At 35.3% G+C, this 23739-nt stretch carries 24 protein-coding genes; 12 read left to right on the forward strand and 12 right to left on the reverse strand.

What is annotated here, in order from left to right:
• Positions 1-207: 207 nt before the first annotated feature.
• From HYB91_RS09275 to loaP, 5 genes are all read right to left on the reverse strand, one after another.
• Entirely contained in the window at positions 208-1449 is a 1242-nt protein-coding gene (locus HYB91_RS09275) for a S41 family peptidase (RefSeq protein WP_252508187.1), read from the reverse strand.
• A gap of 209 nt (positions 1450-1658) precedes the next feature.
• On the reverse strand, positions 1659-2987 hold the full coding sequence (locus HYB91_RS09280; protein WP_002677107.1) for a S41 family peptidase: 1329 nt from the start codon (positions 2985-2987) through the stop codon (positions 1659-1661).
• Positions 2988-3309: 322 nt separating this feature from the next.
• Positions 3310-4641 (reverse strand): S41 family peptidase, encoded by a 1332-nt coding sequence (locus HYB91_RS09285; protein ID WP_002677105.1) that lies wholly within the window; start codon positions 4639-4641, stop codon positions 3310-3312.
• 6 nt (positions 4642-4647) lie between these two features.
• On the reverse strand, positions 4648-6135 hold the full coding sequence (locus tag HYB91_RS09290; protein ID WP_002677103.1) for a polysaccharide biosynthesis protein: 1488 nt from the start codon (positions 6133-6135) through the stop codon (positions 4648-4650).
• Entirely contained in the window at positions 6132-6659 is a 528-nt protein-coding gene (gene loaP / locus HYB91_RS09295; protein WP_002672265.1) for an antiterminator LoaP, read from the reverse strand. Before loaP ends, HYB91_RS09290 begins: the two co-directional genes overlap by 4 nt.
• Before the next feature lie 207 nt (positions 6660-6866).
• On the opposite strand from loaP, the gene HYB91_RS09300 reads away from it, so the two are divergent.
• The 3 genes from HYB91_RS09300 to msrB all read left to right on the forward strand — a co-directional run bounded on the left by HYB91_RS09300 (position 6867) and on the right by msrB (position 9222).
• Entirely contained in the window at positions 6867-7637 is a 771-nt protein-coding gene (locus HYB91_RS09300; RefSeq protein WP_002672268.1) for a threonine/serine exporter family protein, read from the forward strand.
• Complete coding sequence (locus tag HYB91_RS09305; RefSeq protein WP_002677098.1) at positions 7637-8089, forward strand: threonine/serine exporter family protein; 453 nt, start codon at positions 7637-7639, stop codon at positions 8087-8089. The genes HYB91_RS09300 and HYB91_RS09305 overlap by 1 nt, the downstream gene beginning before the upstream one ends.
• Before the next feature lie 68 nt (positions 8090-8157).
• The gene (gene msrB / locus HYB91_RS09310) at positions 8158-9222 is read left to right on the forward strand and encodes a peptide-methionine (R)-S-oxide reductase MsrB (RefSeq protein ID WP_002677096.1); all 1065 of its coding nucleotides are present in this window, start codon (positions 8158-8160) and stop codon (positions 9220-9222) included.
• 15 nt (positions 9223-9237) lie between these two features.
• Here the strand turns inward: msrB and HYB91_RS09315 are convergent, their stop codons facing one another.
• Genes HYB91_RS09315 through HYB91_RS09325 form a run of 3 tightly spaced genes read right to left on the reverse strand, consistent with a single transcriptional unit; the run spans position 9238 to position 13231 of the window.
• Positions 9238-9753, reverse strand: a complete 516-nt coding sequence (locus HYB91_RS09315; protein WP_010698746.1) for a nitroreductase family protein — start codon at positions 9751-9753, stop codon at positions 9238-9240.
• Positions 9754-9790: 37 nt separating this feature from the next.
• Entirely contained in the window at positions 9791-12103 is a 2313-nt protein-coding gene (locus HYB91_RS09320) for an MFS transporter (RefSeq protein ID WP_002677094.1), read from the reverse strand.
• 15 nt (positions 12104-12118) lie between these two features.
• Positions 12119-13231, reverse strand: a complete 1113-nt coding sequence (locus tag HYB91_RS09325; protein WP_002677093.1) for a DNA adenine methylase — start codon at positions 13229-13231, stop codon at positions 12119-12121.
• Positions 13232-13431: 200 nt separating this feature from the next.
• Here HYB91_RS09325 and HYB91_RS09330 point away from each other — a divergent pair, with 200 nt between their 5' ends.
• The 9 genes from HYB91_RS09330 (at position 13432) to HYB91_RS12965 (ending at position 19489) form a co-directional block, all read left to right on the forward strand.
• Positions 13432-14361 carry an SPFH domain-containing protein gene (locus HYB91_RS09330; protein ID WP_002669950.1) on the forward strand — a complete coding sequence of 310 codons (930 nt, stop codon included), beginning with the start codon at positions 13432-13434 and terminating at the stop codon, positions 14359-14361.
• On the forward strand, positions 14354-15271 hold the full coding sequence (locus tag HYB91_RS09335) for an SPFH domain-containing protein (RefSeq protein ID WP_002677091.1): 918 nt from the start codon (positions 14354-14356) through the stop codon (positions 15269-15271). Before HYB91_RS09330 ends, HYB91_RS09335 begins: the two co-directional genes overlap by 8 nt.
• Before the next feature lie 241 nt (positions 15272-15512).
• The gene (locus HYB91_RS09340; RefSeq protein ID WP_002672276.1) at positions 15513-15737 is read left to right on the forward strand and encodes an AbrB/MazE/SpoVT family DNA-binding domain-containing protein; all 225 of its coding nucleotides are present in this window, start codon (positions 15513-15515) and stop codon (positions 15735-15737) included.
• Positions 15734-16459, forward strand: coding sequence for an ABC transporter ATP-binding protein (locus HYB91_RS09345; RefSeq protein WP_002677086.1), 726 nt, complete (start codon positions 15734-15736; stop codon positions 16457-16459). Before HYB91_RS09340 ends, HYB91_RS09345 begins: the two co-directional genes overlap by 4 nt.
• Entirely contained in the window at positions 16456-17205 is a 750-nt protein-coding gene (locus HYB91_RS09350) for an ABC transporter permease (RefSeq protein ID WP_002677084.1), read from the forward strand. The genes HYB91_RS09345 and HYB91_RS09350 overlap by 4 nt, the downstream gene beginning before the upstream one ends.
• 93 nt (positions 17206-17298) lie before the next feature.
• On the forward strand, positions 17299-18366 hold the full coding sequence (locus HYB91_RS09355; RefSeq protein WP_002677082.1) for a hypothetical protein: 1068 nt from the start codon (positions 17299-17301) through the stop codon (positions 18364-18366).
• A gap of 78 nt (positions 18367-18444) precedes the next feature.
• Positions 18445-18678 (forward strand): hypothetical protein, encoded by a 234-nt coding sequence (locus HYB91_RS09360; RefSeq protein ID WP_002669944.1) that lies wholly within the window; start codon positions 18445-18447, stop codon positions 18676-18678.
• Complete coding sequence (locus HYB91_RS09365) at positions 18662-19075, forward strand: PIN domain-containing protein (protein WP_002669943.1); 414 nt, start codon at positions 18662-18664, stop codon at positions 19073-19075. Before HYB91_RS09360 ends, HYB91_RS09365 begins: the two co-directional genes overlap by 17 nt.
• Before the next feature lie 132 nt (positions 19076-19207).
• Positions 19208-19489 carry a CC/Se motif family (seleno)protein gene (locus tag HYB91_RS12965; protein WP_289779853.1) on the forward strand — a complete coding sequence of 94 codons (282 nt, stop codon included), beginning with the start codon at positions 19208-19210 and terminating at the stop codon, positions 19487-19489.
• Between the two features lie 39 nt (positions 19490-19528).
• Here the strand turns inward: HYB91_RS12965 and HYB91_RS09375 are convergent, their stop codons facing one another.
• The 4 genes from HYB91_RS09375 to thiD all read right to left on the reverse strand — a co-directional run bounded on the left by HYB91_RS09375 (position 19529) and on the right by thiD (position 23716).
• Positions 19529-20695: an ABC transporter permease gene (locus HYB91_RS09375; RefSeq protein ID WP_002677078.1), complete on the reverse strand. Its 1167-nt coding sequence runs from the start codon at positions 20693-20695 to the stop codon at positions 19529-19531.
• Complete coding sequence (locus HYB91_RS09380) at positions 20682-21737, reverse strand: ABC transporter permease (protein ID WP_002677077.1); 1056 nt, start codon at positions 21735-21737, stop codon at positions 20682-20684. The genes HYB91_RS09375 and HYB91_RS09380 overlap by 14 nt, the downstream gene beginning before the upstream one ends.
• Positions 21737-22669: an ABC transporter ATP-binding protein gene (locus HYB91_RS09385; RefSeq protein ID WP_002677076.1), complete on the reverse strand. Its 933-nt coding sequence runs from the start codon at positions 22667-22669 to the stop codon at positions 21737-21739. The genes HYB91_RS09380 and HYB91_RS09385 overlap by 1 nt, the downstream gene beginning before the upstream one ends.
• A 237-nt stretch (positions 22670-22906) precedes the next feature.
• Positions 22907-23716 carry a bifunctional hydroxymethylpyrimidine kinase/phosphomethylpyrimidine kinase gene (thiD, locus tag HYB91_RS09390; protein ID WP_002677075.1) on the reverse strand — a complete coding sequence of 270 codons (810 nt, stop codon included), beginning with the start codon at positions 23714-23716 and terminating at the stop codon, positions 22907-22909.
• Positions 23717-23739 lie beyond the last annotated feature (23 nt).

Consider the following 23739-nt stretch of genomic DNA (forward strand, 5'->3'; position numbering starts at 1 on the left):
AACCGCAGTGAACGCCAAGCGTTGAGCTAACGCTCAACTTCGCAAAGGGAAAAGATTATTAAGAAAAACCGCAGGTTTGTCTTAATGACAATCCATACCTCTAACTTAGGGGAGATTTTTAAGAGGGGGAGCTAAAAAATGTTCCCCTCTTAAATGGCGTTTTGAAAAGATGAGGGGTTATAGGGGAGAAGAAAAACTTTTGCTCCATCAAAAGTTTGTCCTCTCCCCTAATTTTCTTATCTCTTCCAAGCAGGTCTCTAAGGCATCTTTTCCAGGCAAATTATAAATATCGGGAGCGGTACCGAATTCGGCATTTGATGTACCATCTTCGTTAAGCCCATATCCATAATCATATCTTATTACCAAGCCGCTATTGGGCAGAACCATTCTTTGAGGTCCGATAAAAGGGCTATTCAAACCTGAACCTCCCGTGTTCTCACCTATAATAGTTGCAAATCCGCTTTGCTTACAAATATAGGCAAAACTATCTGAAGCAGAAAAAGAACCTCCATTTACAAGAAGCCAAAACTTTTTATCTTTACACGGTTTATAATAATTTAACGGACAATATATGATTATATTTTCAAAAACAAAAGCTTTATCATTTCTCAAAGTACCGCAATTTTTTACTCCTTTAATATTTTTTTTAGATATTAATTTTATGTAAGTTGTTTTAAATATATCCTCTATATGGAGTTTTGTATATTTATTATCATTATATAAAACATATTGTTTAATTTTTAAATTCTTTCCGCCTGTATTCGGTTGAATGATAATAGTGTAGTTATCTAAATATCCTCCGCCGTTATCACGGATATCAATTATTATATGTTTATAGCTGGCTGTATTTCTAAGAAAATTCCATATATCTATAGCATATTGCTTATAGTGCTGCCGATCTAGCGTATAAAATGAATCTATTTTAAGATACACTATTTTTTCGGGTTCAACTATTTTATAAGAAATATAAGAAGGTCTTAGTTTAAAAAAATCTTTTTCATCTTGCGTTGCTCCCAATCTTTTATAAAAACTATTTATAATAAGGCGGTATTTACGCAATTTTTCAGTATTTTGCTCAAACTCTCGAATGTAAGAATCATAACTCATTACTAAAAGATGACCTATATTCTTACCAGATGTTATTTCTGTACATAAATTTTTATAAAAATCATAATACTCTCTTTCAGTACTTAAATTTGATAGTTTTTTATAGTTTTCTTCCTGTATCATTTTTAAATTTGCACCAACTCGTTCACAAACCTCTTTAAAAGGATAACCGTTATAAATAAAATCCCAAAAATATTTATAATCAGCCTCTTTATTATTTTGTGATAATCGAGTATCAAATACCATATCATTATTTTTAGACACTATAATAGCTGCTATTATAAATGAAATGATAATAATAAATTTAATAATTTTAATTAGTAATTTTTTCTTCGTCATCATATTATTTATATTTATAAAAAGGACTAACATAACTAATAAAAGTCATGCAGTCCTTTCGTTGAATCATATTACCTTACTGATTGGAATACGAATTACCTCAAGTCTTTTAAAAAGGCCTTACTTTAAGTGTACCATACTTTTGCAATATGTCAAGAAGAAAAACTTTTGCTCCATCAAAAGTTTTTCTTCTCCCCTAATTTTTTTATTTATCAATTCCTTTTTAGCTGACTTTCAATTAAATGTATTTCAGCCAAGCAAGTCTCTAAAGCATCTTTATCGGGGAGATTTTTTATATGAGGAGATGTTCCCGTCTCACTGTTACATGAACCGTCAGGATTAAAACCGTAGCCCATATCGCTTTGAATGAGCATATGACTTTGAGGAAGTTTTAAGTAAAGGCGGTTTGGTAAAAGATTGAGACCCTCACCTCCAGTGTTTTCACCGACTACTGTAGCAAAATTTATATAGGCATCATTTTTACATTTTGCAAAATATGCAAACTGATCTCCAGCTGAAATAGTGTCAGGGCCTATCAATATCCATACTCTGCCTTGGAAATTTATTCTTTCTTCAGAAGGCCTTATAGTACGGACATAATCAATATATGAATCAAATTCTTTTCTATCTTCCTTATTTAAATTAGCAAAATCACTATCATCTATATTGTCCTTTGTTCCGAAAGGCTTATCAAAAAAATTATCTTCAAGTATTTTATAAAATTTATTTTTGCTGTTATAAGCAATTGGAATAAAATATTCAATAGGCTCTTTAATAAGAGGAGCAACTATGTACTTGCGCCATAGATAGGAATGACCGCCTGAATTTTCACGCAAATCTATAATAAGATGTTTATATCCTTCAAAAGATTTTAATATACCGGTTAAATTTTGAATATAAGCATCATGAGCTCCATAGGGTGAAAAACTTTTTATATTGAGATAAGCTATTGCTTTATCTTCAATTATTCGGCTTTCAAGCATTGCGGCATTTGCCTCGTCAAAGCTGCGTTTATCTACAGGTATCTCGACTCCATATTTTTTTTCTAAGCCTCCGAGCTTATCTTGTTTTAGAGATTGAACCATATTCATTACAGCTTTTTCATAAAAACGGTTTACTTCATCATCTGTATCGTAAATACGTGTGTTTTGAACTTTTCTTGTTTTAGTATCTGTTTGATTAGGGTCATAAATGCTTAGATGCCCTATCTGTCTATTGCCTGTTATTCTATTAAACATACCGAGATAAAATAAACAATACTCATATTCATTTCTAGGTTCGTTAAGACGATTCAAATACTCTTCCTTAATAGTTTGTAAATCGGCTCCGGCTCTGATACATACATTTTTAAAAGGATAACCGTTTTCAACGAAGTCCCAAACATAATCAAAATCATCTTGCATCTTCTGTTTAGGCATAAAAGTATCTTTATATAAAGCATATTCCTTTTGATATGGAATATAATAAATAAAGATAACGCAAGCTGCAATTCCGGCAAGAACTAAAACTGTGATGAGTGTAGATAATGTTCTTTTATTCATATAAAACCTTTTTTTATAGACCTATAAGCAAATAAATTCAATATTATTTTCTATAAAAAAGTATAGCATACTTTATTTATTTGTCAACTAATGTTTATAAATATGTTTTTATTTATTTTTAATAAACCGCAGCGAACGCAAAGGGAAAAGATTATTAAGAAAAACCGTAGGTTTGTCTTAATGACAATCCATACCTCTAACTTAGGGGAGATTTTTAAGAGGGGAGCTAAAAAATGTTCCCCTCTTAAATGGCGTTTTGAAAAGATGAGGGGTTATAGGGGAGAAGAAAAACTTTTGCTCCATCAAAAGTTTGTCCTCTCCCCTAATTTGTCTTTTCCCCTAATTTTCTTATAGTTTCCAAACAAGTTCCAAGGGCACTTTTGCCGGGGAGATTATAAATATCGGGAGCAGTACCAAACTCATCCGTGCAATAACCGTCATCGGTTAAACCATACATAAAATCAAACTTTATCAATAAACCGCTGTTGGGAAGAACGATGTACATAGGCGATTTACCGTTTGTTCCGGAACCTCCCGTATTAGTTCCGACAACTGTTGCAAAGCCGATTTTTTTACAGATATAAGTAAAACGATCGGCTTCAGAATATACGCCGCTATCTACAAGAAGCCAAAATTTTTTATCTTCACAAGGCTTGTATCCGTTAATAGGACGAGCTTGAATTATCTCTTCCAATCTATAGGCCTTATCGTTTTTTACAGTACTGCAATTTTCTATATAAGGAACTTCATGCCGATTTATTTTTTCTGGTTTATAATTTTTAAAAAACATATCCAAATAAGTATTCGTATATTTATTTTCGTTATAAAGTCCGTAAGAAATTACATTTATATCTTTGTTTATATTGGGAGATATTATTGCTTCATAGTTGTCAGAATGCCCGCCTCCATTATTTTGTATATCTATTATTATGTGCTTATAATTTGCAGTTTCAATAAAAAAATCTTCCAAGGTTTTTAGATACTCTTGTTTTTCTTCTACTTCTGTTGTAAGAAAAGATTTAATTTCTATATATGCAATATAATCGGTCTCAATAATCTGCATAAATGGCTTTGAATATTTGCGCGTTCCTATTAATGGAGAAATTCTATTGCTAAAATTACCGATATTTTTCTCACTGAGAACTTCTGCTTGATGTATATGAAAATAAAAAACATCTATCAAACCCCGCTTATTAATTAATGAAGTCTGAGCGGCATCATTTTTAAATATTTTTTCATAATCAAAATAATCTGAAGGGTAAAGATGACCTATATATCTATTTCCGGTAATTTTTCTGCATAAATCTTTGTAAAAAAAATAATATCCATACTGCATCATGGGATCCGCTAAATATCTATATCCTGTCTGTTTTATTTGTTCTAAATTAACTCCTTTGCGTTCACATACTTCGGTAAATGGATAGCCCTTATAAATGAAATTCCAAAAATATTCATAGTCGGCCTTCATTTTTTCGGCAGAAATAAAACCCGATATTATATCATTTTTTTTCGATACATTAAGAGCTATTACAACAAACACGGAAACAAAAATAAATATTATAAGGCTGATTATTAATTTTTTCATATTAATTTTTTTGATCATTTGACGAAATTTTATTTTTATTATCTCATAGATGAACAAAAAATTATGCACTTTTTATTACTCCTTTTTATAAATTAATAATTTATTTTCTTCCAAAACCTTGCGCATTTTTTCTTTGTTACGGAAGTTGTCTTTGTGTTCTTCACTATAAAAACAAAACGGATAAAGGGTATTTAAAATTTCGTTTAAATTTTTAGAATCGAATTCTTTTTTATCACACAGACGCATGATTTTTTCATAATCAGTTTTTTCAAGATATTCGGTTGATGCCCAAAGAGGTTCTTCCAAACGCTCCCCCTCTCTGGGGCCGATTATTTCTATCTTAATATCCTTCTCAGGTTCAAAGCCCATGTAGCTTATCAACTGCTTCGCCGTCTCATAAATATTGACTGGTTCTCCCATATCGAGAAGATAGGACTCCCCCGATTTTCCGACACCTCCCGTCTGCAATACTAATGAACAAGCCTCGGGAATCGTCATAAAAAAGCGGATCATCTTTTTATCGGTTACGGTTACGGGGCCTCCGTTTTGTATCTGCTCTACAAAAAGCGGAAAGATAGACCCCCTCGAACCTAAAACATTTCCGAAGCGGACAAACATGTAGGCCGAATCTTTTTTTTCTTTTACGGTTTCGGCAGCCTGCAATACCAATTTTTCGCTTAATAGTTTTGAAACACCGTAAACCGAAACAGGCTCAACAGCCTTATCCGTCGAAATTAAAACAAAACGTTTTACTCCGAATTCGATACAGGCATCCAAAAGATTTTTTGTTCCGAAAACATTGTTTTCGATAACCGCAACAGGATTTTCTTCCATCAAAGGAACATGTTTATAAGCTGCCGTATGAAAAACCGCATCGCATTTTAATTGCTTAATGATGTAGCGCATGTACTCGCGGTCTTTTAACTCTCCTATAACCGGAACAATTGTAGCCTTGTCGCCGACACCGCCTGCCTGCAATATTTTAAGCTCTTTATAAATTTGGTAAATGGAATTTTCTCCATGACCGAAAAGATAGAGGCGTTCGGCACCGCCCGATAAAAGCTGCCGGCAGAGTTCGCTTCCGATAGAACCTCCGGCGCCGGTAATTAGAACTCGCTTTCCGCGTAGATAAGCCAAACTCTTTTTTAAAGAAATGGTAACGGGGGTTCGGGTAAGTAAATCCTGCGGATCTATTTCGCGGGCTTGTACCAAATGGGCTGAACCGTCAATGATTTGCGAAATTGCGGGCAGAAGTTTTATTTTTGAAAAACCGGCCGATTTTAAAAGCTCATATATTTCACGCAAACGCTCGGAGCGCATGCTGGGAATTGCAATCAGAGCCTCATCCCCTGCATCTATCCTTATCAGATGAACCGTTTCACTTATAGGCCCGAATACCGGAATCCCGTCAATCTTAGTTCCGATTTTTTTGGGGTCATCGTCTAAGAATGCGGCAACCTTACCGAATATGTTTTTTTCAGAAATTTCATGTGCAATCATAGTTCCGGCCAGACCTGCGCCTACTATATATATAGAAGTTTTTTGTTTAATAGGACGATTCATCTTTTTTCTTCCTTATTTAGTATTTCAAATCCTAAGTCTATAGAAAAAGCTGTTTGACACATATCCAGACAAACGGTAGCTCTTCCCTTCCTCTTATTTACTCTTACAATATAACCTTCAAGCCCGCTCAAAGGTCCTTCGATAACTTTTATTCTATCATTTTCATCAAATACAACTTGTGAAATTTTTGCAAGGCCTCCGAAGGAAATAAATTGATTAAGAATTTCAAAATCCCTTCCTTCTAAAAACTTCGGTTCTTGATTATTAGGTAAAAATCTATAAAAGCCCTTACATTTTCTAAGATGTTGATACAAGTCTTTGGAAATTTCATCAGTACCTATAAACAAATATCCTGCAAAAACAGGCAACTGTTTTTCCGTTACCTTACCGGCCTTTCTTATCTTTAAAATCCTCTGAGGAAAAACTATAGAATAAGAAAGCTCATCAAATTTATTTTTAAATTCCGCATCTTCAATAAAATTCTTTTCTTTGCCTGTACTTACCTGAACTACATAATAATCCATACACAAACAATTATATCATAAAACCTTCATTGAATCAACTTACCCAGACGCAAGCGTCGGGGTATTAAAGCCTCCGCACGAATAAAGTACTCGCCTTTAATTTATTTTGCCCTAAAATAAAACCATTAAAAGGATTACTTGTTTTTTTAAATCTCCTGTGCTATATTCTTTTTTAGAATTTAAAATCATTATTAAATGAGGAAAATAATGGAAGAAGAAAAAAACTCGGCATTAATTTTTAGAATAGCCTTGGCGGCAGGAGAGCTTCTAATAAAAAACGGAGCAGAGATGCATAGAACGGAAGAAACTATTTTAAGAATATGCTCTTCACACGGTATTACCGGTCTTGCCGTTTTTATAACTCCGACAGTAATATTAATAGGAAATGACAAGAAGGAAGGCTCAACTTATATTAAAAACATAAAAGTCAGAGGCAGCAATATACACAAAATTTCCTTGGTCAACGAATTTTCAAGAAACTTTACTCAAGGTAAAATTTCTGAAAATGAAGCCCTTGAGATTTTAAAAAATATTGATGCAGAAAAAAATTATCCGTATTGGCTTGTATTAACCACCTCCGGAATAGGCTGCGGTCTTTTTTCTGTTTTGCTCGGCGGAACATTAAATGATTTTATAGTTACTTTTATTGCCACCTTTGCAGCCGTTTTTTTAAATGATAGAATTACGCAGTTTTCCAAAACGGTATTTTTAGGAAACTTTATAGCGGGCTTTTTTGTCGGTATAATAACAATTCTTTTTTATCATATAGGCTTTGTAAAAAATCTTGACATGATAATAGTTGGAGCCGTTTTATCCCTTGTACCAGGGGTAGCCTTTACATCAGGTATACGGGATTTCATTTTGGGAGACTTAGTTTCCGGAATTGCCCGTACCAGTGAGGCCGTACTCATAGCCGTTGCAATAGCCTTCGGTATAGGTTCTGTTCTTTTCAGTTATTCTCTTTTGGGAGGAATATAATGCCGCTTTACATACATACGATCGCATCATTTATCGCAAGTTTTTGTTTTTGTTTTTTGTTTTCGGTTCCGAAAAGGAATACCTATTTAAGTGCTCTATGCGGAAGTGTCTCTTGGACAATCCTCATATTTTTTCAGAGCATCGGCATAAATTATATATTTGCAACCTTGGCAGGAGCATTGGCCGTAGGCCTCCTGGCAGATTTATTTGCGGTACTCCAAAAAACACCGGTTACATGTTTTATAGTTATAGGCACGATTCCTTTAGTTCCCGGATTTAAGGTTTATAAGACCATGCTTTTTTTTGTTACCGACAAATTGGAAAAAGGAGTGAGCGAGGGCGTTCAAGCCGCTTTTATCGCAATAGCGATATCCGTAGGTTTAATTATTTCTGCATCGGTAACCCGCCTTATCAAGGCTCTTAAGAAAAAAACGACGGAGAAAAAAAAATAAATAAATTTTATCAAATCTCTTGTTTTTTATAAAAAAAAGAAGTACATTTTTTTCGAGAGGAATTAGATATGAAGAATAAAAACATTTTATTCCACTTGAGTTTTTTAATGATGATAGTTTTATTTCTATCATGTACAAAGGCTCAGGCAGAACAAAAATTACCCATTGGAGGAAAAGGAATGATTAAAGAAATATATCTTGCAGGCGGCTGCTTCTGGGGCGTTGAAGGATATTTTCGCCAAATTCCCGGTGTTAAAGAAACGGACACGGGTTATGCAAACGGAAAAAACGATTCTGCAAACTACAAGGGATTACATCAGAGCGATCATGCCGAGACTGTTAAGATAGTTTATGATTCTTCGGTAGTAAGTTTACAGGAATTATTGGCTCATTATTTTAGAATAATAGACCCCACATCTTTAAACAAACAGGGAAACGATGCAGGCCGTCAATACAGAACAGGTATTTATTATGTAGATGATTCTATGATTAAAGAAATAAATAGTTTTGTAAAGTTTATGCAAAAAAAATATTCGAGGCCCATTGTTGTTGAGGTAGAAAAACTTAAGCATTTTATTCTTGCAGAAGACTATCATCAAGACTATCTTCAAAAAAATCCCGGAGGATATTGCCACATAGACTTAACCCTTGCTTTAAAACCTCTTTATGATGAAAGTAAATTTAAAGTACCGTCAAAAGAAGAATTAAAAAAATCCTTAAAACCGATACAGTTTTCGGTTACACAAGAAAAGGCAACGGAAAGCCCCTTTACAAGCGAATATGATAAATTCGATGCTGAAGGAATTTATGTTGATATTACCACAGGGAAACCTCTTTTTTCTTCATTAAATAAATATGATGCAGGCTGCGGATGGCCATCATTTACAAAGGCTATTACAACACAGGCCCTTCAATATTTGGAAGACAAAAGCCTCGGCATGAACAGAACTGAAGTCGTATCAAAAACAGGCGGAGCTCACCTAGGCCACGTCTTTGATGACGGCCCTGCCGATGCAGGAGGCTTACGCTATTGCATTAACGGTGCGGCCTTACGCTTTATCCCCTACGATAAAATGGAAAAAGAAGGCTACGGCGATTATCTTCCCTATGTAAAACCTACGGGGAATTTTTAACATCGCCTATAAAACTTAATTTATAAACTCCACAGGTTCGGTACGGGTTTTAGGTTCGGGATGTTCTGCAGGATAACCGATAGCCGATATTCCGCAGACTACGTGATTTTTAGGAATATTAAAAGAATCTAAAACCCGTCTTATCTCCGGTGAATTGCATTTTTCTCTCAACTGATTTATCCAAACGGAACCCAATCCCAAAGCATGAGCCGCAAGATAGATATTCTCAATTGCAACCGAAGAATCACAATAACCGAAACGGTCATCTTCTTCAAAGCTGATGAGTATCAAAGCATCACAATCATAAATTCTATAATTCGGAATATCGAGTACGGAAGAAACAGCCCTTGCAAGTTCCTGTATCTTTTCCCGATTATGCACAACAGTGAATTTCCTCATCTGTCTGTTTTTACCTGTCGGAGAAGCCTTGGCACATTCTACAATTGTTTTAAGTTTTTCGTCTTCGACCCTCTCAGCCGTAAACTTACGGACACTCACACGCGTAAGCATGTTCTTAATAATCTCATTCATCTCCTACCTCCTAAGATATATCTCATAAAAATATCTTTTAAATTTCAGCCAACTTAGGTTCCATAAAAATAGACACAGCCCAATAGCATAAGAAAAATCTAAAGGACTTGTTTGTAACCATATCGACATCCATTATAACACTTAAAAGCAAAGCAGAGTTTACTCCTAAAAATTTTTCTGCCAAATCCAAAAACCATTTTATAAATTCGGTATCATTTGAAGCCTCGCTTATAAATGTTAAAATTATCTTTTTAAATTCAAGATCCGATTTTTTTCTTTTTGCAAAAGCTTCATCAAGCATGTCGGTAAAAATCGACCCCGTATCTCGCGCCTCGTTTTTAAATCTATCATAAGCAAAATAAAAACCGCCTTCAACCTTCATCATTGAAGCCAAACTTAAATAGGCCTCATCTTCTACCAAAGAAGGAAGACCTTCCCTGCGAAGTAAGTCGATTATAAACGGAATGGAATTTACCGATCTGTAAGTTTCCATCGCTTTAATTCCGGAAAGCAATATTTTAGGATTTTTTGTTTCGGATAAAATTTGTGAAATCTTAAATTGCGAAGCTTCATCTTTAAGATGAGCAAGGGCAATCATCGCCTCCCCTGACAAAAGATAATCTTTACTTTCAAGAGCTTTCCGCAAAGGTTCAACAGCTTGATGCACATTAAAATGAGCAAGAGTTTTTGCAGCAAGAGCGGCCGTAGTAAATTCTCCCTTATTCAATTCTTCTAAAAGAGTTTCTCTATTTTTTGCAGAAAGTTTTTCTAAAGAATTCAAAGCCTCCATTGCAGAGTACCTGATAGAAAAACGCGGAGACCTCATATACTGATTTAACTTATCGGCCGATTCTTGAGAAGCCGTTGCCGTAAGCTCGTGCAAAATTTTTTCTTCGGTCTGGAGACTCTCACTTGAATCAAGTTTATACAAAAGGTTTAAGGCCTTCATATCACGCGGAGAAAAAATAACTGCAAGAGCATCTTTTACAAGCCGGCCTCCAAGGTTCAAAAGCCTAATCTGAAAAATCATTCCGAAAAGAATACAGATTACTACTCCCGAAAAAAACAAACGATACATACTTAAGTTGGAAAGCCCTGAAGTTTGAAGCATATCCAAAATACGGCCTCCCAAGATTGAACCCAAGGCTCCCGTAATACCCATCACAAAAAAATTGAGCATACTTAAATCCATCAAGGACTTTGACGGCACTATCCCAAAAAAGTAAGCTTGCGATGCATCCATTTGAGCGGAAAAGCCCATATTTGTTATCATTGAAAATACAATCAAAAAGATAAAGGCAATCAAGTACATTTCTCTGGCAGGTGCTATAATTGCAGGGATCAAGGCTGCCGCACTAAGAGCCGTAAAAATAACATACATCGGCTTTGCCCCCATCCTGTCTATCAAGAGGCGCATTAAAAGTCCAACCAAAAGAGAGCCCATGGTTGAAGCAAGAGAAAAAATTATTACCAAATTATCGGGGATAGAATAAACGGCCTTACCGTAAACAATTATAAAGGGACGGGCTAAACTTATTCCGAATTGAATTATAAAAAACGAAAAAATATAGAGCTTAAAATTTTTATCGCCAAAGGCTTCTTTTGAAGCCGAGAAAAAAGAACCCTTTTGAAGATTTTGATTTCCCCTCTTTAGCTTTCTTATTTCCTTTTGACTTCTTCCCTCTGCCCTAGCTTCTTTCACAGCCTCCATTCTTCTTTCAAAATCGGGATCCGGAAGTTTAAGCAAAAGAGCAGATGCAGCAAATCCCGTAATAATTCCTATAATTGCAGTTATATTATATGTAGAAACTATATCGATTCCAAACCTTGGAGAAAACCATAAAAAGACGGTTAAAAATATTATGGCTGCGAGCGCGGCCGTATTGTTTGTCAATGATATTTTAACTATATAAGAATTCCGGTCCTTGCCGGGAGCCAAAAGACTTATGACAGGATTATTCGCAACTATGCCGGCTCCTCTAAAAAAATTAAAAAGAGCTACCGCAAGTAAAAGCATAAAGATGGCAGCTTCATTTTCGTCTCTAAAATAAAAGAATGGAATAAACAAGATAGGTAAAAGCGAGGCGTTGCGCAAAAACCAAGTATAGGCAAAGGTCTTTACGATAGTAAAACGACGAGCCATAAGCTTTCCTAAAGGAATTGTAAAATAGCACATGTACATGAAGGCTGTAAGCAAACCTATAACGGTGCTGTTGGCTTTTAAAGCAAGAGCATAAAGAGTAATTGTGTTTCCGGTAACGAGTGCAAACGAAAATGAATTGATTCCATTGTATGCATTAAAAACACTGCGTCCCTGTTTGATTCTAAAGTTCGATAATTGTTCTTCCATTAATGTTATTTTAATCTATTTTTTTAAAACAAACAAGTATTCCGAAACATGAATATTTCTCTTGTTAAGATTTCGGCTCCCCCGAAAAGTATTATATTTTATTTCGACGGTTTTTAATTCTCCGTATTTCTGTAACATATTTGTCATCTCTTCAAAAGAAATAAAACCTTCCGAGTTGTAGGAGATGACGGCATACCTTGCATCAAGAGAAGAGATAATTTCTTCCATAGATTTTAGAGCAAGATAAGGTTTATTAAAAACGGAACGATTCCATCCTTGGGTAATTCCGCTGACGGGACTTATATGAACATCAAGTTTATTTTTAAGAATTAAATTAAGCATAAAATAATTTGAACCATAGGGGTGCTGATTATAAGGAGGGTCGATATAAACCATATCAACATTCTTTATTTCTTTTGAAAGAAGAACTGCATCCTTAGTAAAAATTTCAAGTTCGGAATTAAAATTACTAAAGACCGGTTCTTTTAATTCTACTTCGCCCAATATTCTTGTTAAGGCATTTTTTCCGCTGGCACCGAAACAGCCTATCCCCGTATTCTTATCCTTATAAAAGCCCTTAAATACACCGCTCGTATTTACGTGAATTGAAGCTTCGGTAATTAATGGAGCTAAAAAAAATTTTTTTAAATTTTCTTCTCTAACAATTTTATCGATAAGATTTCTGTATGTGTCGATTAAAAGAGCATTCTTATGTGTATAAAAAACTCTTTCTCCTTTTTCGATTTTGTTGTCATCCTTAGGAGCATAGTTTTCGTTAATTATGCCGGGAGTTTTTTTCTTTAAAGAAGAAGATATAATTTCATCTCGTAATTCATTACAAAGTTTTTTAGGATATTCTTCTTTGTTTGTAAGATAGCAGGAGTTTATCACAAATGAATAATTTTCCAAATCATTAACGATTATTTTTGAAGCATATTTTTTTAACATGCGGGCAACTATACCGGAACCAGAAAAAATATCCGCACAGATAAGTTTTTCCTTGTTTAAGCACTTCGAAATAAGTTTTACCTCTTCTTCTATTTTATCTATCAAAGATCTTTTATTTCCGAGGTATGTAATTATCTGTGTGGTAAGAAAGTCCTTATTTTCTTCTCGCTGCTCTTTCATCGATTTAATGCTTCCTTAAACTAAAGAAAGCTCATACTACTATAAAGATGAGAAACTTACAAGAAGATAAAAAAAATTGATATAAGCAAATTCATCATGTTAAAACTATAGACAAATCTTACAAAACAAGTTACAATCAATTATAAGTTATTAAAATATCAATTTTATTAACCTAAAAATCAAATTAGGAGGTCGCTCTGATGATAGCTTTATATGTTGCTCTGGTAGTAGCGGTTATTATTTTGTTTTCGATAGCCGTTGTAGTTCCGGAACAAGAAAGTTATGTTATTGAAAGGCTTGGAAAATATTCGCGGACTCTTACTGCGGGTTTCCATATCTTAACCCCATTTATCGACAGGATTGCTTATAAGCAAAATCTAAAGGAAGAAGCCTTGGACGTAGATCCTCAAGTTTGTATCACGGCCGATAACGTTCAGGTACAGGTTGACGGAATTCTTTATCTAAAAATATTCGATCCGGTTAAGGCAAGCTATGGAATCGATAATTACCGCTATGCAGTCGCCCAGCTTGCAAAAACAACTATGCGAAGCGAAATAGGAAAACTGGAACTTGATAAAACTTTTTGCGGAAGAGAAGGCTTAAACGACAATATAGTAAAGGCCCTCGATGAAGCTTCCGACAACTGGGGCATAAAGGTTACCCGCTACGAAATACGGGATATTACGCCTACCCGCACAATCCTCGAAGCCATGGAAAGGCAGATGAGGGCCGAAAGAGAAAAGCGGGCTAATATTCTTTCGAGTGAAGGAAAACAGCAGTCCCGAATAAATATTTCTTTGGGTAAAAAGAAAGAAGCTATAAACAAGGCTATGGGCGAAAAGCAGCGAAGAATCAATCTTGCCGAAGGCCGCTCAAAGGCTATAGAGATAACGAGTAATGCGACAGCCGAAGGCTTGCGTTTAATTGCAGATGCGCTTTCTCAACCGGGAGGAAGAACGGCTATGGGCATCCGTCTTGCCGAAAACTATATTCAAAGGTTCGAGCATATTATTAAAAAATCAAATGTTTCGGTTTACCCCGAAAACATTGCAGGCCTTGCAGCCTTTAGCGATATCATTAAAAATGCAGGAAAAGAAGTGAAGGTCATACAGGGAGGTCAAAATGCTTAATTTTATAATCCCGATTGTTATTGCGGCAATCATTGCCATAGTTTTTATTGTTGCTCTTTTTAGAAGCATTCGAATTGTTCCGCATAAGGTTGCCCTGATTGTAGAACGCTTAGGCAAGTATCACACAACCTTGGATGCCGGTTTTCATATTCTATTTCCGTTTTTGGATAGAGTAAAGTATAAGCAAAATCTAAAGGAACAGGCCATAGATGTTCCCGCCCAAGACTGTTTTACCAAGGACAACGTTCAGGTACGCATTGACGGAATCCTCTATCTTCAAGTCTTTGATCCGATTAAGGCAAGCTACGGTATACGCGATTACCGCTATGCAACTATTTTGCTTGCACAGACGACCATGCGCTCTGTAGTAGGACAGCTGGATTTGGATGACACCTTTGAAGCAAGGGAACAGATAAATGCTCAGGTTGTAAAAGCCGTAGATGAAGCTTCGGATCCTTGGGGCGTAAAAGTTACCCGTTACGAAATTCAGAACATAAGAGTTTCCGATTCTATTATGGATGCCATGGAAAACCAGATGAAGGCCGAAAGAGAAAAACGAGCAGAAATAGCCCACTCGGTCGGAGAGATGGAAACGGTTATCAACCTTTCAAGAGCGGCTTATGAAGAAGCCGTAAACATAAGCGAAGGTGAAAAAGAAAGAATGATAAATGAGGCGGAAGGTCAGGCCCGCGAAATTGTTGCCGTTGCCGAAGCCACTGCCGACGGTATTAAAAAAATTGCAGCTTCTACCCAAATTCAAGGCGGTATGGAAGCTGCAAAACTCACCGTTTCGCAAGAATGGATAAACGCTTTAAGTTCTATAGATGAAAATACAAAGATAATTATGTCCGCAGATTTTACAGACATAAAAAAGATGACCATCGACATGGCCGAAGAAATAATCCAATAATTTTTATGCACTGCAAAACTTTTGCAGTGCATTTTTTTCTTATTCCGGCTTAATTCCCTTGCCTTTCAAATTCTCGACACACTCAAGATAGTAGTTATCATCGTGTTCGGCATAGATGGGTTTCCCTACTTTAACAGCCTTCAAATTATCATAGCCGATAGCTTATTGACATGAAAAGTAAATTATGTTATATTTATACTATAAATCATACAAATCATACTTTATGTTTGGAGGTGAGAAAATGGGTTATCCAAAAGGAAAATATGCTTGGACGGTTAAGGTTGGAGAGAAAGGGCAGTTTGTTATACCTAAAGAAGCCCGTGATGTTTTCAACATTAATCCCGGTGATACCTTGATTGTTTTGGGAGATATAAATCAAGGCATTGCCATTCCGCCTAAAAATATGTTCACAAGTATTATTGACAATATTTTCGGAGGTAATGTACCAAAGGAGGACGAAGAATGAGTGCCATTGTAGCTGCACAGCTTACAAAAAAATACGGCGGTATAACTGCTGTAGATAATCTTAATTTAACTGTTGAGCAGGGTGAATTATTTGCCTTACTCGGTGTGAACGGAGCCGGAAAAACCACAACAATTAAAATGCTTTCTTGTCTAATAAAACCCACGAGCGGTGATGCCTTGTTGCTTGGCAACAGTATTATTTCAGCATCCCATGCAATAAAGAAAAAAATAAATATTTCTCCTCAGGAAACGGCGGTAGCCGCTAATTTGTCGGTTCTAGAGAACTTGGAACTTATTGCGGGAATCTACGGACAAGACAGTAAAACAGCAAAGAAAAATGCTTACGAGATAGCTCAAAAGTTCAAATTGGAAAATGAATTGAACAAAAAAGCAAAACACTTATCGGGAGGTATGCAGAGGCGCCTTTCTATTGCAATGGCACTGATTTCAGATCCGCAGATTTTATTTCTCGATGAACCTACCCTGGGGCTTGATGTATTGGCTCGCCGTGAGTTATGGGCATCCATTAAAGAGTTAAAAGGAAAAGTGACAATTATACTCACAACTCATTACATGGATGAAGTTGAAACGCTGTCCGACCGTGTCGGAATAATGTCAAAAGGCAAGTTAAAAGCGATGGGTACGGTACAGGAATTAACTATGCAAACAGATACTGTCAAGCTGGAGGACGCTTTTGTTATACTTTCCGGAGGTGTGTTATGAGGATACTTTTATTTGCAAGAAGAAATACAAAAGAAGTTTTGCGTGATCCCATAAATTTCTTTTTCGGTTTGGGATTTCCTATCATATTGTTGATTCTTCTATCCATTATTAATGCTGCCATTCCGCCTGAAGCCGAAAATCCTATGTTTGAAATAAGGAATCTTGCACCCGGCTTAGCGATGTTTGGGAGCGTATTTATGGCATTATTCTCCGGTATGCTGCTATCAAAAGACCGTACTTCATCTTTTTTAATGCGCCTGTTTACTTCTCCTATGACTTCCGTAGATTTTATCTTGGGATACACTTTACCTATGCTGGCTATGACAATAGTGCAGGCGGCGATAACCTTATTGGCGGCGGGAGCTTTTGGTCTTGAAATAACTATTAACTTCCTGTTTGCGGTGATTGTGACAGCTTTAACCTCTCTACTATTCGTGGGAACAGGCCTGCTCTTCGGCAGTCTTATGAATGATAAAGCAGTCGGAGGAGTTTGCGGAGCCTTGTTAACAAATGTCGCCGGATGGTTATCCGGAGTATTTATTCCGATTGATTTAATAGGCGGAGCTTTTAAAAAAATAACAAATATCCTGCCATTTTATCATAGTGCGGAAGCAATAAAATCAACCTTAAGCGGTAATTTCGGTCATGCCCTTTCTCATCTGACTGTTGTAATGATCTATACAATAGTCATCTTCGTTCTTGCTATTATTGTCTTTCAACGTAGGATGAACGGTGAGAAAGTATAAAATAGTTTATTGACATGAAAAGTAAATTAGCTTATATTTATATTATAAATCACACAAATTATACTTTAAAGATGGATTATCCAAAAGGAAAATATGTTTAACCTAAGAAAAGTTTATTTTATTCTTTTTACATTAATTTTTATATCTTCTTGTTCAAAACAAAATCCCGAATTTACAGGAAAATATTTAACCTACACAAATACGGAAGCAGGTTATGAAATCGATTACCCTTCAGAAATTTTAAGACCTATAGACGGCGCTCCTGCAGAACAAGTATTTACGAGTAATGACGGAGAGGTGAGTTTATCGGTTTCCGTTTCGGACTTAAAAGATTTAAGCCCCGAGTTTATTTTTAAAACTGCTGACCTTTACGAAAAAAAAGAAGCGGAAAAATTTACGGTAAGCGATAAAAATATGGGCCGTGACGGCTTTATTTTAAAAGGCTATTCAAAGGACAAGATGTTTTTTTGTCAGGCCCTTGCTATAAATGAAAAGTTTTATATAATCAGATTTGAATATAACAAAAAAGAGTATGATACATATAGGGATATTTTAACTCATATAATAGATTCTTTTGAGCTGACTTCGGCATCAGTTTCTCAAGAAGGGATTGAAGATGAAAAATCTTATGATGAGGGGAACCTCATTTCCTTTGCTTTTTCTTTTTTATCGAATGTGTATTGGGAAAATAACTTTAATCTTCTTTTAAAAAATTCAAGCCCAAAATTAGCCGATTTTGTTCACCCTGATTACGGCATAAGGCGTTTTTATAATCCCGGTGCAGCTCCACTTCTTTTTTCGGCAGAGGATGGTTTCGGCTTTGATGAAAGCGCCGATTTTTCTACCAAACCCTCGGCCAATAAATTCGGAGGCTCCATCCCCTTTTATAATAGAATGCCTGACGGCGGTTTTTGTGAAGAGTCTAAAGATAAAGACGGCGTATATTGTGCCATTGTCAAAGAAATCCCCGAGGCCGTCGATCCTGCAAGTTTTGAAAGCGATGAAATAAAGAACTTAAAAATAAACTTACCAAAAAACTATAAGGCAATCTTAAAAATAGTTGTCTTAGACGACGGCTTCATAAAAAAGACCTTTTACTTTTTCGATATTGCCGATAATTGGTTTTTGCTCTTTGTAGATGACTGTGATTGTTCGGCTTAAGGGTAGAAAGATTTAAAAAAGGGCTGTAAATTTTTCTTTAAAAATGATATAATAATCATGACATGGAGGGGTAAGTATATGCTGGAAACTGTAAAAGGTTATTACAATGGAACTCAAATAGTTTTAGATTCTCCTGTAAAACTCCGGCAAGGTCAGGAGGTGGTTATAACTTATAGAGTTTTTAAGTCTAATTTAAGACAAACATCTAAAATAAATCTTATAAAATCTCTAGTCGGTGCAATTCCCTATACAGGAAAATCCCTTGATGATTACAGGAAAGAGAGATTAAAAAAATATGAAAGTCCTAATTGATACAAATGTCATACTGGATGTGTTATTAAATAGAGCTTCATTTGTACAAGATGCTATTGCTGTATTAGAACTTACATGTGGGAATATTCAGGCATATGTTTCTGCATCGGCGATTACGGATATTTACTATATAGCTTATAAAGAATTGAGGGACAAAATCAGAGTTAAAAACCTTATAAAAACTCTTCTACAGATTATAACAGTGGCAGGTATTTCCGATAAGGAAATTATGTCAGCAATCGACTCAGATTGGGCTGATTTTGAAGATTCTTTACAAAATGCAGTAGCTGAATCGCATGATTGTAGTATGATTATTACCAGAAATATATCTGATTTTAATGGTTCGAATTTACAAATAATTTCTCCAAAAGACTTTATAGTCCAATTTACTCATTAATCATATCAAAAAACTTTCTTAAATTTCTTGACTTTCATTCAAAAAGTTTTTATCTTAGGTTTGTAAGAGCCTTGAAACAATTCATAAAGGTGTTGATAAAGGTAGATTACAATTATTTTTTGGAGGCCAAAAATGAATATCATAGTTGAAGATTCTGCTAGAGACAAAATTAAAGCAAAAAACGCGGATACGGTTCACTGTATGCTTAATATGTGTGCTTCGTGAGGAGGGACAACTTTAGATCCGGCCGTGTATGTCGGAATGCCGCGAAATATCGATCACTTCAATAAATTTGAAAATAACGGAATTACCGTTTATGTTAAAAAGGGAACTCCCTCCGTTAACGGAACCTTAACGATTACAGTCGGAGCATTTTTATGGTTCGAAAAGCTGATGGTTGAAGGAATGATTTAAACAAGAAAGCCGATAAGATAAAAATCTTACCGGCTTTTTTTATTGCTGAGCAAATTCTATCTTGCTTTGCGACCTTCCTAATTTTGAAAAGTAAGTTCCAACAGTAAAATAAAGAAATAAGAATAAAAAGAGCATTCCGATATTTTTCCAATCAATCGATAAATTAACTTGAGTAAATTCGTTTGCCATTATATAATAATAGGTCGGGAAAAGGCGGGAGATATTTACAATAAAATCCGGAAGCAATTCTTGTTCAACAAAGATACCCGAAATAAAGGCTAATGAAAGAGGAAGAACAGTGCCGACTATACCCATAACAGAGCCTTTTTTTAAAAAAGAATTAAGCATAAAAGTTAAACTTAAAATAACAGCCGTGTACATTAAGGCATTAAATGTATATAATAAAAGAGGGATTTTTTCCAATCTCGTTATATTTGTAATAATAGCAAAACCTATCAATATTGAAAGAATAAAAATTACTATCGTTAATTGAGCCAAAAAGTTTTCACAAACAAAGCGAAAAGTCGATACCGGAGAAACATTATTCCGCATTTTTAAGCGTTCGTTATTTAACTCGAACATCGCCCAGCCTACAGAATTAAGAACAACCGAAAAAACTATCCAGCCTAAAAAGTTAAAAAATATTTTAAACCAAATATTTACCGAAGTATTCTCCTGAAAACTAATCTTATTCACCTTTGTGTTTACTTTAAGAGCTTTTTCGATTCTCTGAAAATCGAAATATCCTTGAGTCTTTTTTACACTTGAAGCAAATGTTAAATATGTATTAAGCTGTAAATCCATATAAAAGCCCGACTTTTTTCTGTCATCTTTAAAAGTTATAAGGGCCTTTTTACCGTTCATTACATTTTCTTCCATATGTTTATTTATAATAATCCCAGCATGTATTCTTTGCAGAGAAATATCTTTTTTTAACTCGCGTAAAATTTCTTCATCGGTCTTGCCTTTTTCGTCTATAATAATAACATCATGTTTTGACTTCAAATAGGAAATTAAATGTTTCGATAGTTCGGAGCCGTCCCTATCGATTATATTTACGGTTAAAGGTGTTTCTGCGAATTCGCTTACCTGAGAATTTTGAGACTTTAATGTCATAAAACTGATGAACAAAAAAATAACAACATAAATAATAGTACTTATTACTTTTGTACAAATTAATCTTAAAAAGTTTTTATAAACTATCATATTGCACCTTCCTTGAGTTAATAAATGAAAGAGATAAAAGAATTACGATACCTATTGTGTAGACAATAAAAAATAACGGTACCGCATTATATTCACCCAAAATATTTATGTTGTAAAGATTGGTAGTAAAAATAGCTATAGGATTTATTGTCCCTAAAATCGGTATTGCTTTTTCAATGGACATTTTTACCTCAGGTCCCATCATACCGGATAGAAAGGCTAAAAAAAGACTTGTAAAAACACATATCATATTTTTTGACCGAATATCTCCAATAGATGTTGAGCCTATAAATAAGCCGAGAGCTGCTCCAAAAAAATTCGCATATATCAAGAGTAAAAGAGTAATTTTAAAATCGGTAATAAAGGGTATCTTTAAAACAAAGAGCACAAAGGAAATATATATGAGATTGGCTGTAAGGTTAAAGATAATGTAAAATATAATTCCTGCAAGATAAGAATAAAAGCGTTTAATGGGAGTTGTACAAATTCTTGCTCCGATTTTTGAAATATTACCCTGTATTTTTACGGCTATATCTATCGAGCCGAACATTGTATAAATCGAAACCATTGCCAAAAGAGAATAGAACAATATAATGCTTAAACTCATTTTTTCGTTTTTACTTTCGACATAGTTTTTACCATATTCAAAAGAATTCATTGGAATATTAAGGGCTTTGATTTGTTTTATTTGATCCAGCACGGTTTTTGTTATTGTCTGAGATAATCCGTCTTCGCTCAGCCTCAAAGATTGATCGGCTTCAACAAAGGCTTTTATTTTTTTTGTACGAAGCATCTCATTTGCCGATGTCTCATCTATTATTTTTGTATTGAACATCCCTGTAAATTTAAGCGGATAATAAACAGGATTGTCTTTTTCAATTCCTATTTCTATTTTACCGGTATCGGAATTACCTACGGCCGAAAATATCGTAAAGAACAGTCCAGCCATAAGAATAGGATATAAAAGAGTCCAAAACATTCCGTCTAAAGAATAAAACATTCCGATACTATAATATTTTATTTCGCGTAAAAAGAATTTCATCAGTCTCTTAACTCCTTTCCCGTAAGCTCCAAGAAAATATCGTTTAAGCTGGGTAACTCCGAATATAATTTGGTATAAGCCAAACTATTATTATTGATAAATAAAATAAGTTCGTTTAAGTTGTTAATCGAATTTTCAAAACTGATTAAAAACTCGTTTCCGTTTTTGGTAACTTCCAGAACATGAGGGATTTTTTTTAGTTCTTCTTGCAGGTTATCCTTAGTTTCAACAAATTCAACAACCATTTTTTCGCTTGTGCGGATCAGCTTGTGCAATTCTTCTAAGGTGCCGTTTGCTATATCTCTTCCCTCATCCATGATAATGATTCTATCGCAAAGCTCTTCCACTTCTTCAAGATAATGGGTAGTATACACGATGGTGCTTCCTCTTTTTGCCAGTTCCTTTATTCCTGAAAGAATAAAGTTTCGGCTTTGGGCATCGACGGCAACTGTGGGCTCATCCAAAAAAATCAGCTCAGGTTTATGTGCTATGCCGCATGCAATATTGAGCCGGCGGAGAAGGCCTCCTGAAAGTTTTTTTGCACGGAATGAAGCATAATTGTTTAAGCCTACAAAATCGATTGCTTCATCTACCAGCTTTTTTCTTTCTTGAGTATTGTTTACATAGAGGCCGCAAAAATAATCTATGTTTTGTTTTACGGTAAAATCATAGAAAACCGAAACCTCTTGAGGAACAAGGCCTATTCTTTTTTTTATGTGCAGGGCGTTAGGTTTCATTTCTTCGCCGAAAATGATGATTTCACCCTTGCCGTGTTTTAAAAGGGAAAGCATACAGTTTATGGCTGTAGTTTTTCCGCATCCGTTAGGGCCCAAAAGGCCCAGAATCTCGCCTTCTTTAACTTCCATATTAAAGTGATCAAGTGCCGTTTTTTCATTGTACCGTTTTACAAGATTTTTTACCGTTAAAATCATAACTTCCTCCGATATCTTTTATAGATAATTATACCTTTTTTTTGGAATTTTAAAACTGAAAATTGTCATATTTTTTGGAGTTTAAATATGACATTTGTCATAGGAAAAAGTTTAAACTTTTTTTAAAGAAGGGTTAAAAATTAAAAATGGGTAATCAACAACCCCGACGCAAGCGTCGGGGTATTAAACCCTCCGCACGAATAAGCGGCTTACTCATTACCTATCAGGAATTACAAATTAATTAAAGCTCTTCCGCCATGCGGCAGGGTTGCCTGGGCCGACCCATTTATTAAGCTGGAATCCGTTTTGAAGGCTTAAAGTGATAAACTTTTTTGCTCTTCTTACGGCTTCGTATGGTTCAAGACCTATGCCTAAACCTGCAGCGATGGCAGCAGCTGTTGTGCAGCCTGCTCCATGTGTCCATCTTGTATCGATGAGCCCGCCTTCCACTTTTAAAAATTGCTTGCCGTCATAAAAAATATCTATAGCCGATTGTTCCTCATTCAACTTGGCACCGCCCTTTATAAAGACATAGGGAACACCCATTCCGTGAATAATCTTACAGGCTTCTTTTATTTCTTCGATTGTAGAAGGTGTCGGCATTTTTGCAATCTGTCCCGCTTCAAAAAGATTCGGCGTAATAACTCTCGCTAAAGGCAAAAGTTTTTTTATAATGAGATTATTAAGCTCGGGGTTTAAGGCAAGGTCTCCGCCCTTACATACCATTACAGGGTCCAGTACATAATTTTCTACATTATATTTTTTTAAGTATTCGGCAGAAAGCTCAACTGCATAATTTGTTGCAAGCATTCCCGTTTTTGCAGCGTTAACGCCTATGCCCTTAAAAATTGTTTCAAGCTGGGCTCTTATGGTTTGCTCGTCGAGAGGGAAAACTTCATGTCCCCACTCTTTATCGGGATTCATCGTTGCAATTACCGTAACGGCAGCCATTCCATATACACCGTACTCCTGAAATGTTTTTAAGTCGGCTTCCAAGCCGGCCCCTCCGGATGCATCCGATCCGGCAATTGTTGCAAGTTTTATCATAGTAATCTCCTATCTCCTAGTGG

It is taken from the genome of Treponema sp. B152 (genome assembly GCF_024181665.1).
In the GTDB taxonomy this organism is placed as follows: Bacteria; Spirochaetota; Spirochaetia; order Treponematales; family Treponemataceae; genus Treponema_B; species Treponema_B denticola.

Coding starts and splice junctions, on each gene's coding strand:
- HYB91_RS09325 (WP_002677093.1), bottom strand. CDS start 13,231: ATGAAAGAGCAGCGAGAAGAAAATAAGGACTTTCTTACCACACAGATA.
- HYB91_RS09300 (WP_002672268.1), top strand. CDS start 6,867: ATGGAAGAAGAAAAAAACTCGGCATTAATTTTTAGAATAGCCTTGGCG.
- HYB91_RS09320 (WP_002677094.1), bottom strand. CDS start 12,103: ATGGAAGAACAATTATCGAACTTTAGAATCAAACAGGGACGCAGTGTT.
- HYB91_RS09360 (WP_002669944.1), top strand. CDS start 18,445: ATGCTGGAAACTGTAAAAGGTTATTACAATGGAACTCAAATAGTTTTA.
- HYB91_RS09335 (WP_002677091.1), top strand. CDS start 14,354: ATGCTTAATTTTATAATCCCGATTGTTATTGCGGCAATCATTGCCATA.
- HYB91_RS09355 (WP_002677082.1), top strand. CDS start 17,299: ATGTTTAACCTAAGAAAAGTTTATTTTATTCTTTTTACATTAATTTTT.
- HYB91_RS09275 (WP_252508187.1), bottom strand. CDS start 1,449: ATGATGACGAAGAAAAAATTACTAATTAAAATTATTAAATTTATTATT.
- HYB91_RS09350 (WP_002677084.1), top strand. CDS start 16,456: ATGAGGATACTTTTATTTGCAAGAAGAAATACAAAAGAAGTTTTGCGT.
- msrB (WP_002677096.1), top strand. CDS start 8,158: ATGAAGAATAAAAACATTTTATTCCACTTGAGTTTTTTAATGATGATA.
- loaP (WP_002672265.1), bottom strand. CDS start 6,659: ATGGATTATTATGTAGTTCAGGTAAGTACAGGCAAAGAAAAGAATTTT.
- HYB91_RS09330 (WP_002669950.1), top strand. CDS start 13,432: ATGATAGCTTTATATGTTGCTCTGGTAGTAGCGGTTATTATTTTGTTT.
- HYB91_RS09280 (WP_002677107.1), bottom strand. CDS start 2,987: ATGAATAAAAGAACATTATCTACACTCATCACAGTTTTAGTTCTTGCC.
- HYB91_RS09305 (WP_002677098.1), top strand. CDS start 7,637: ATGCCGCTTTACATACATACGATCGCATCATTTATCGCAAGTTTTTGT.
- HYB91_RS09385 (WP_002677076.1), bottom strand. CDS start 22,669: ATGATTTTAACGGTAAAAAATCTTGTAAAACGGTACAATGAAAAAACG.
- HYB91_RS09315 (WP_010698746.1), bottom strand. CDS start 9,753: ATGAATGAGATTATTAAGAACATGCTTACGCGTGTGAGTGTCCGTAAG.
- HYB91_RS09375 (WP_002677078.1), bottom strand. CDS start 20,695: ATGATAGTTTATAAAAACTTTTTAAGATTAATTTGTACAAAAGTAATA.
- HYB91_RS09340 (WP_002672276.1), top strand. CDS start 15,513: ATGGGTTATCCAAAAGGAAAATATGCTTGGACGGTTAAGGTTGGAGAG.
- HYB91_RS09290 (WP_002677103.1), bottom strand. CDS start 6,135: ATGAATCGTCCTATTAAACAAAAAACTTCTATATATATAGTAGGCGCA.
- thiD (WP_002677075.1), bottom strand. CDS start 23,716: ATGATAAAACTTGCAACAATTGCCGGATCGGATGCATCCGGAGGGGCC.
- HYB91_RS09345 (WP_002677086.1), top strand. CDS start 15,734: ATGAGTGCCATTGTAGCTGCACAGCTTACAAAAAAATACGGCGGTATA.
- HYB91_RS09380 (WP_002677077.1), bottom strand. CDS start 21,737: ATGAAATTCTTTTTACGCGAAATAAAATATTATAGTATCGGAATGTTT.
- HYB91_RS09365 (WP_002669943.1), top strand. CDS start 18,662: ATGAAAGTCCTAATTGATACAAATGTCATACTGGATGTGTTATTAAAT.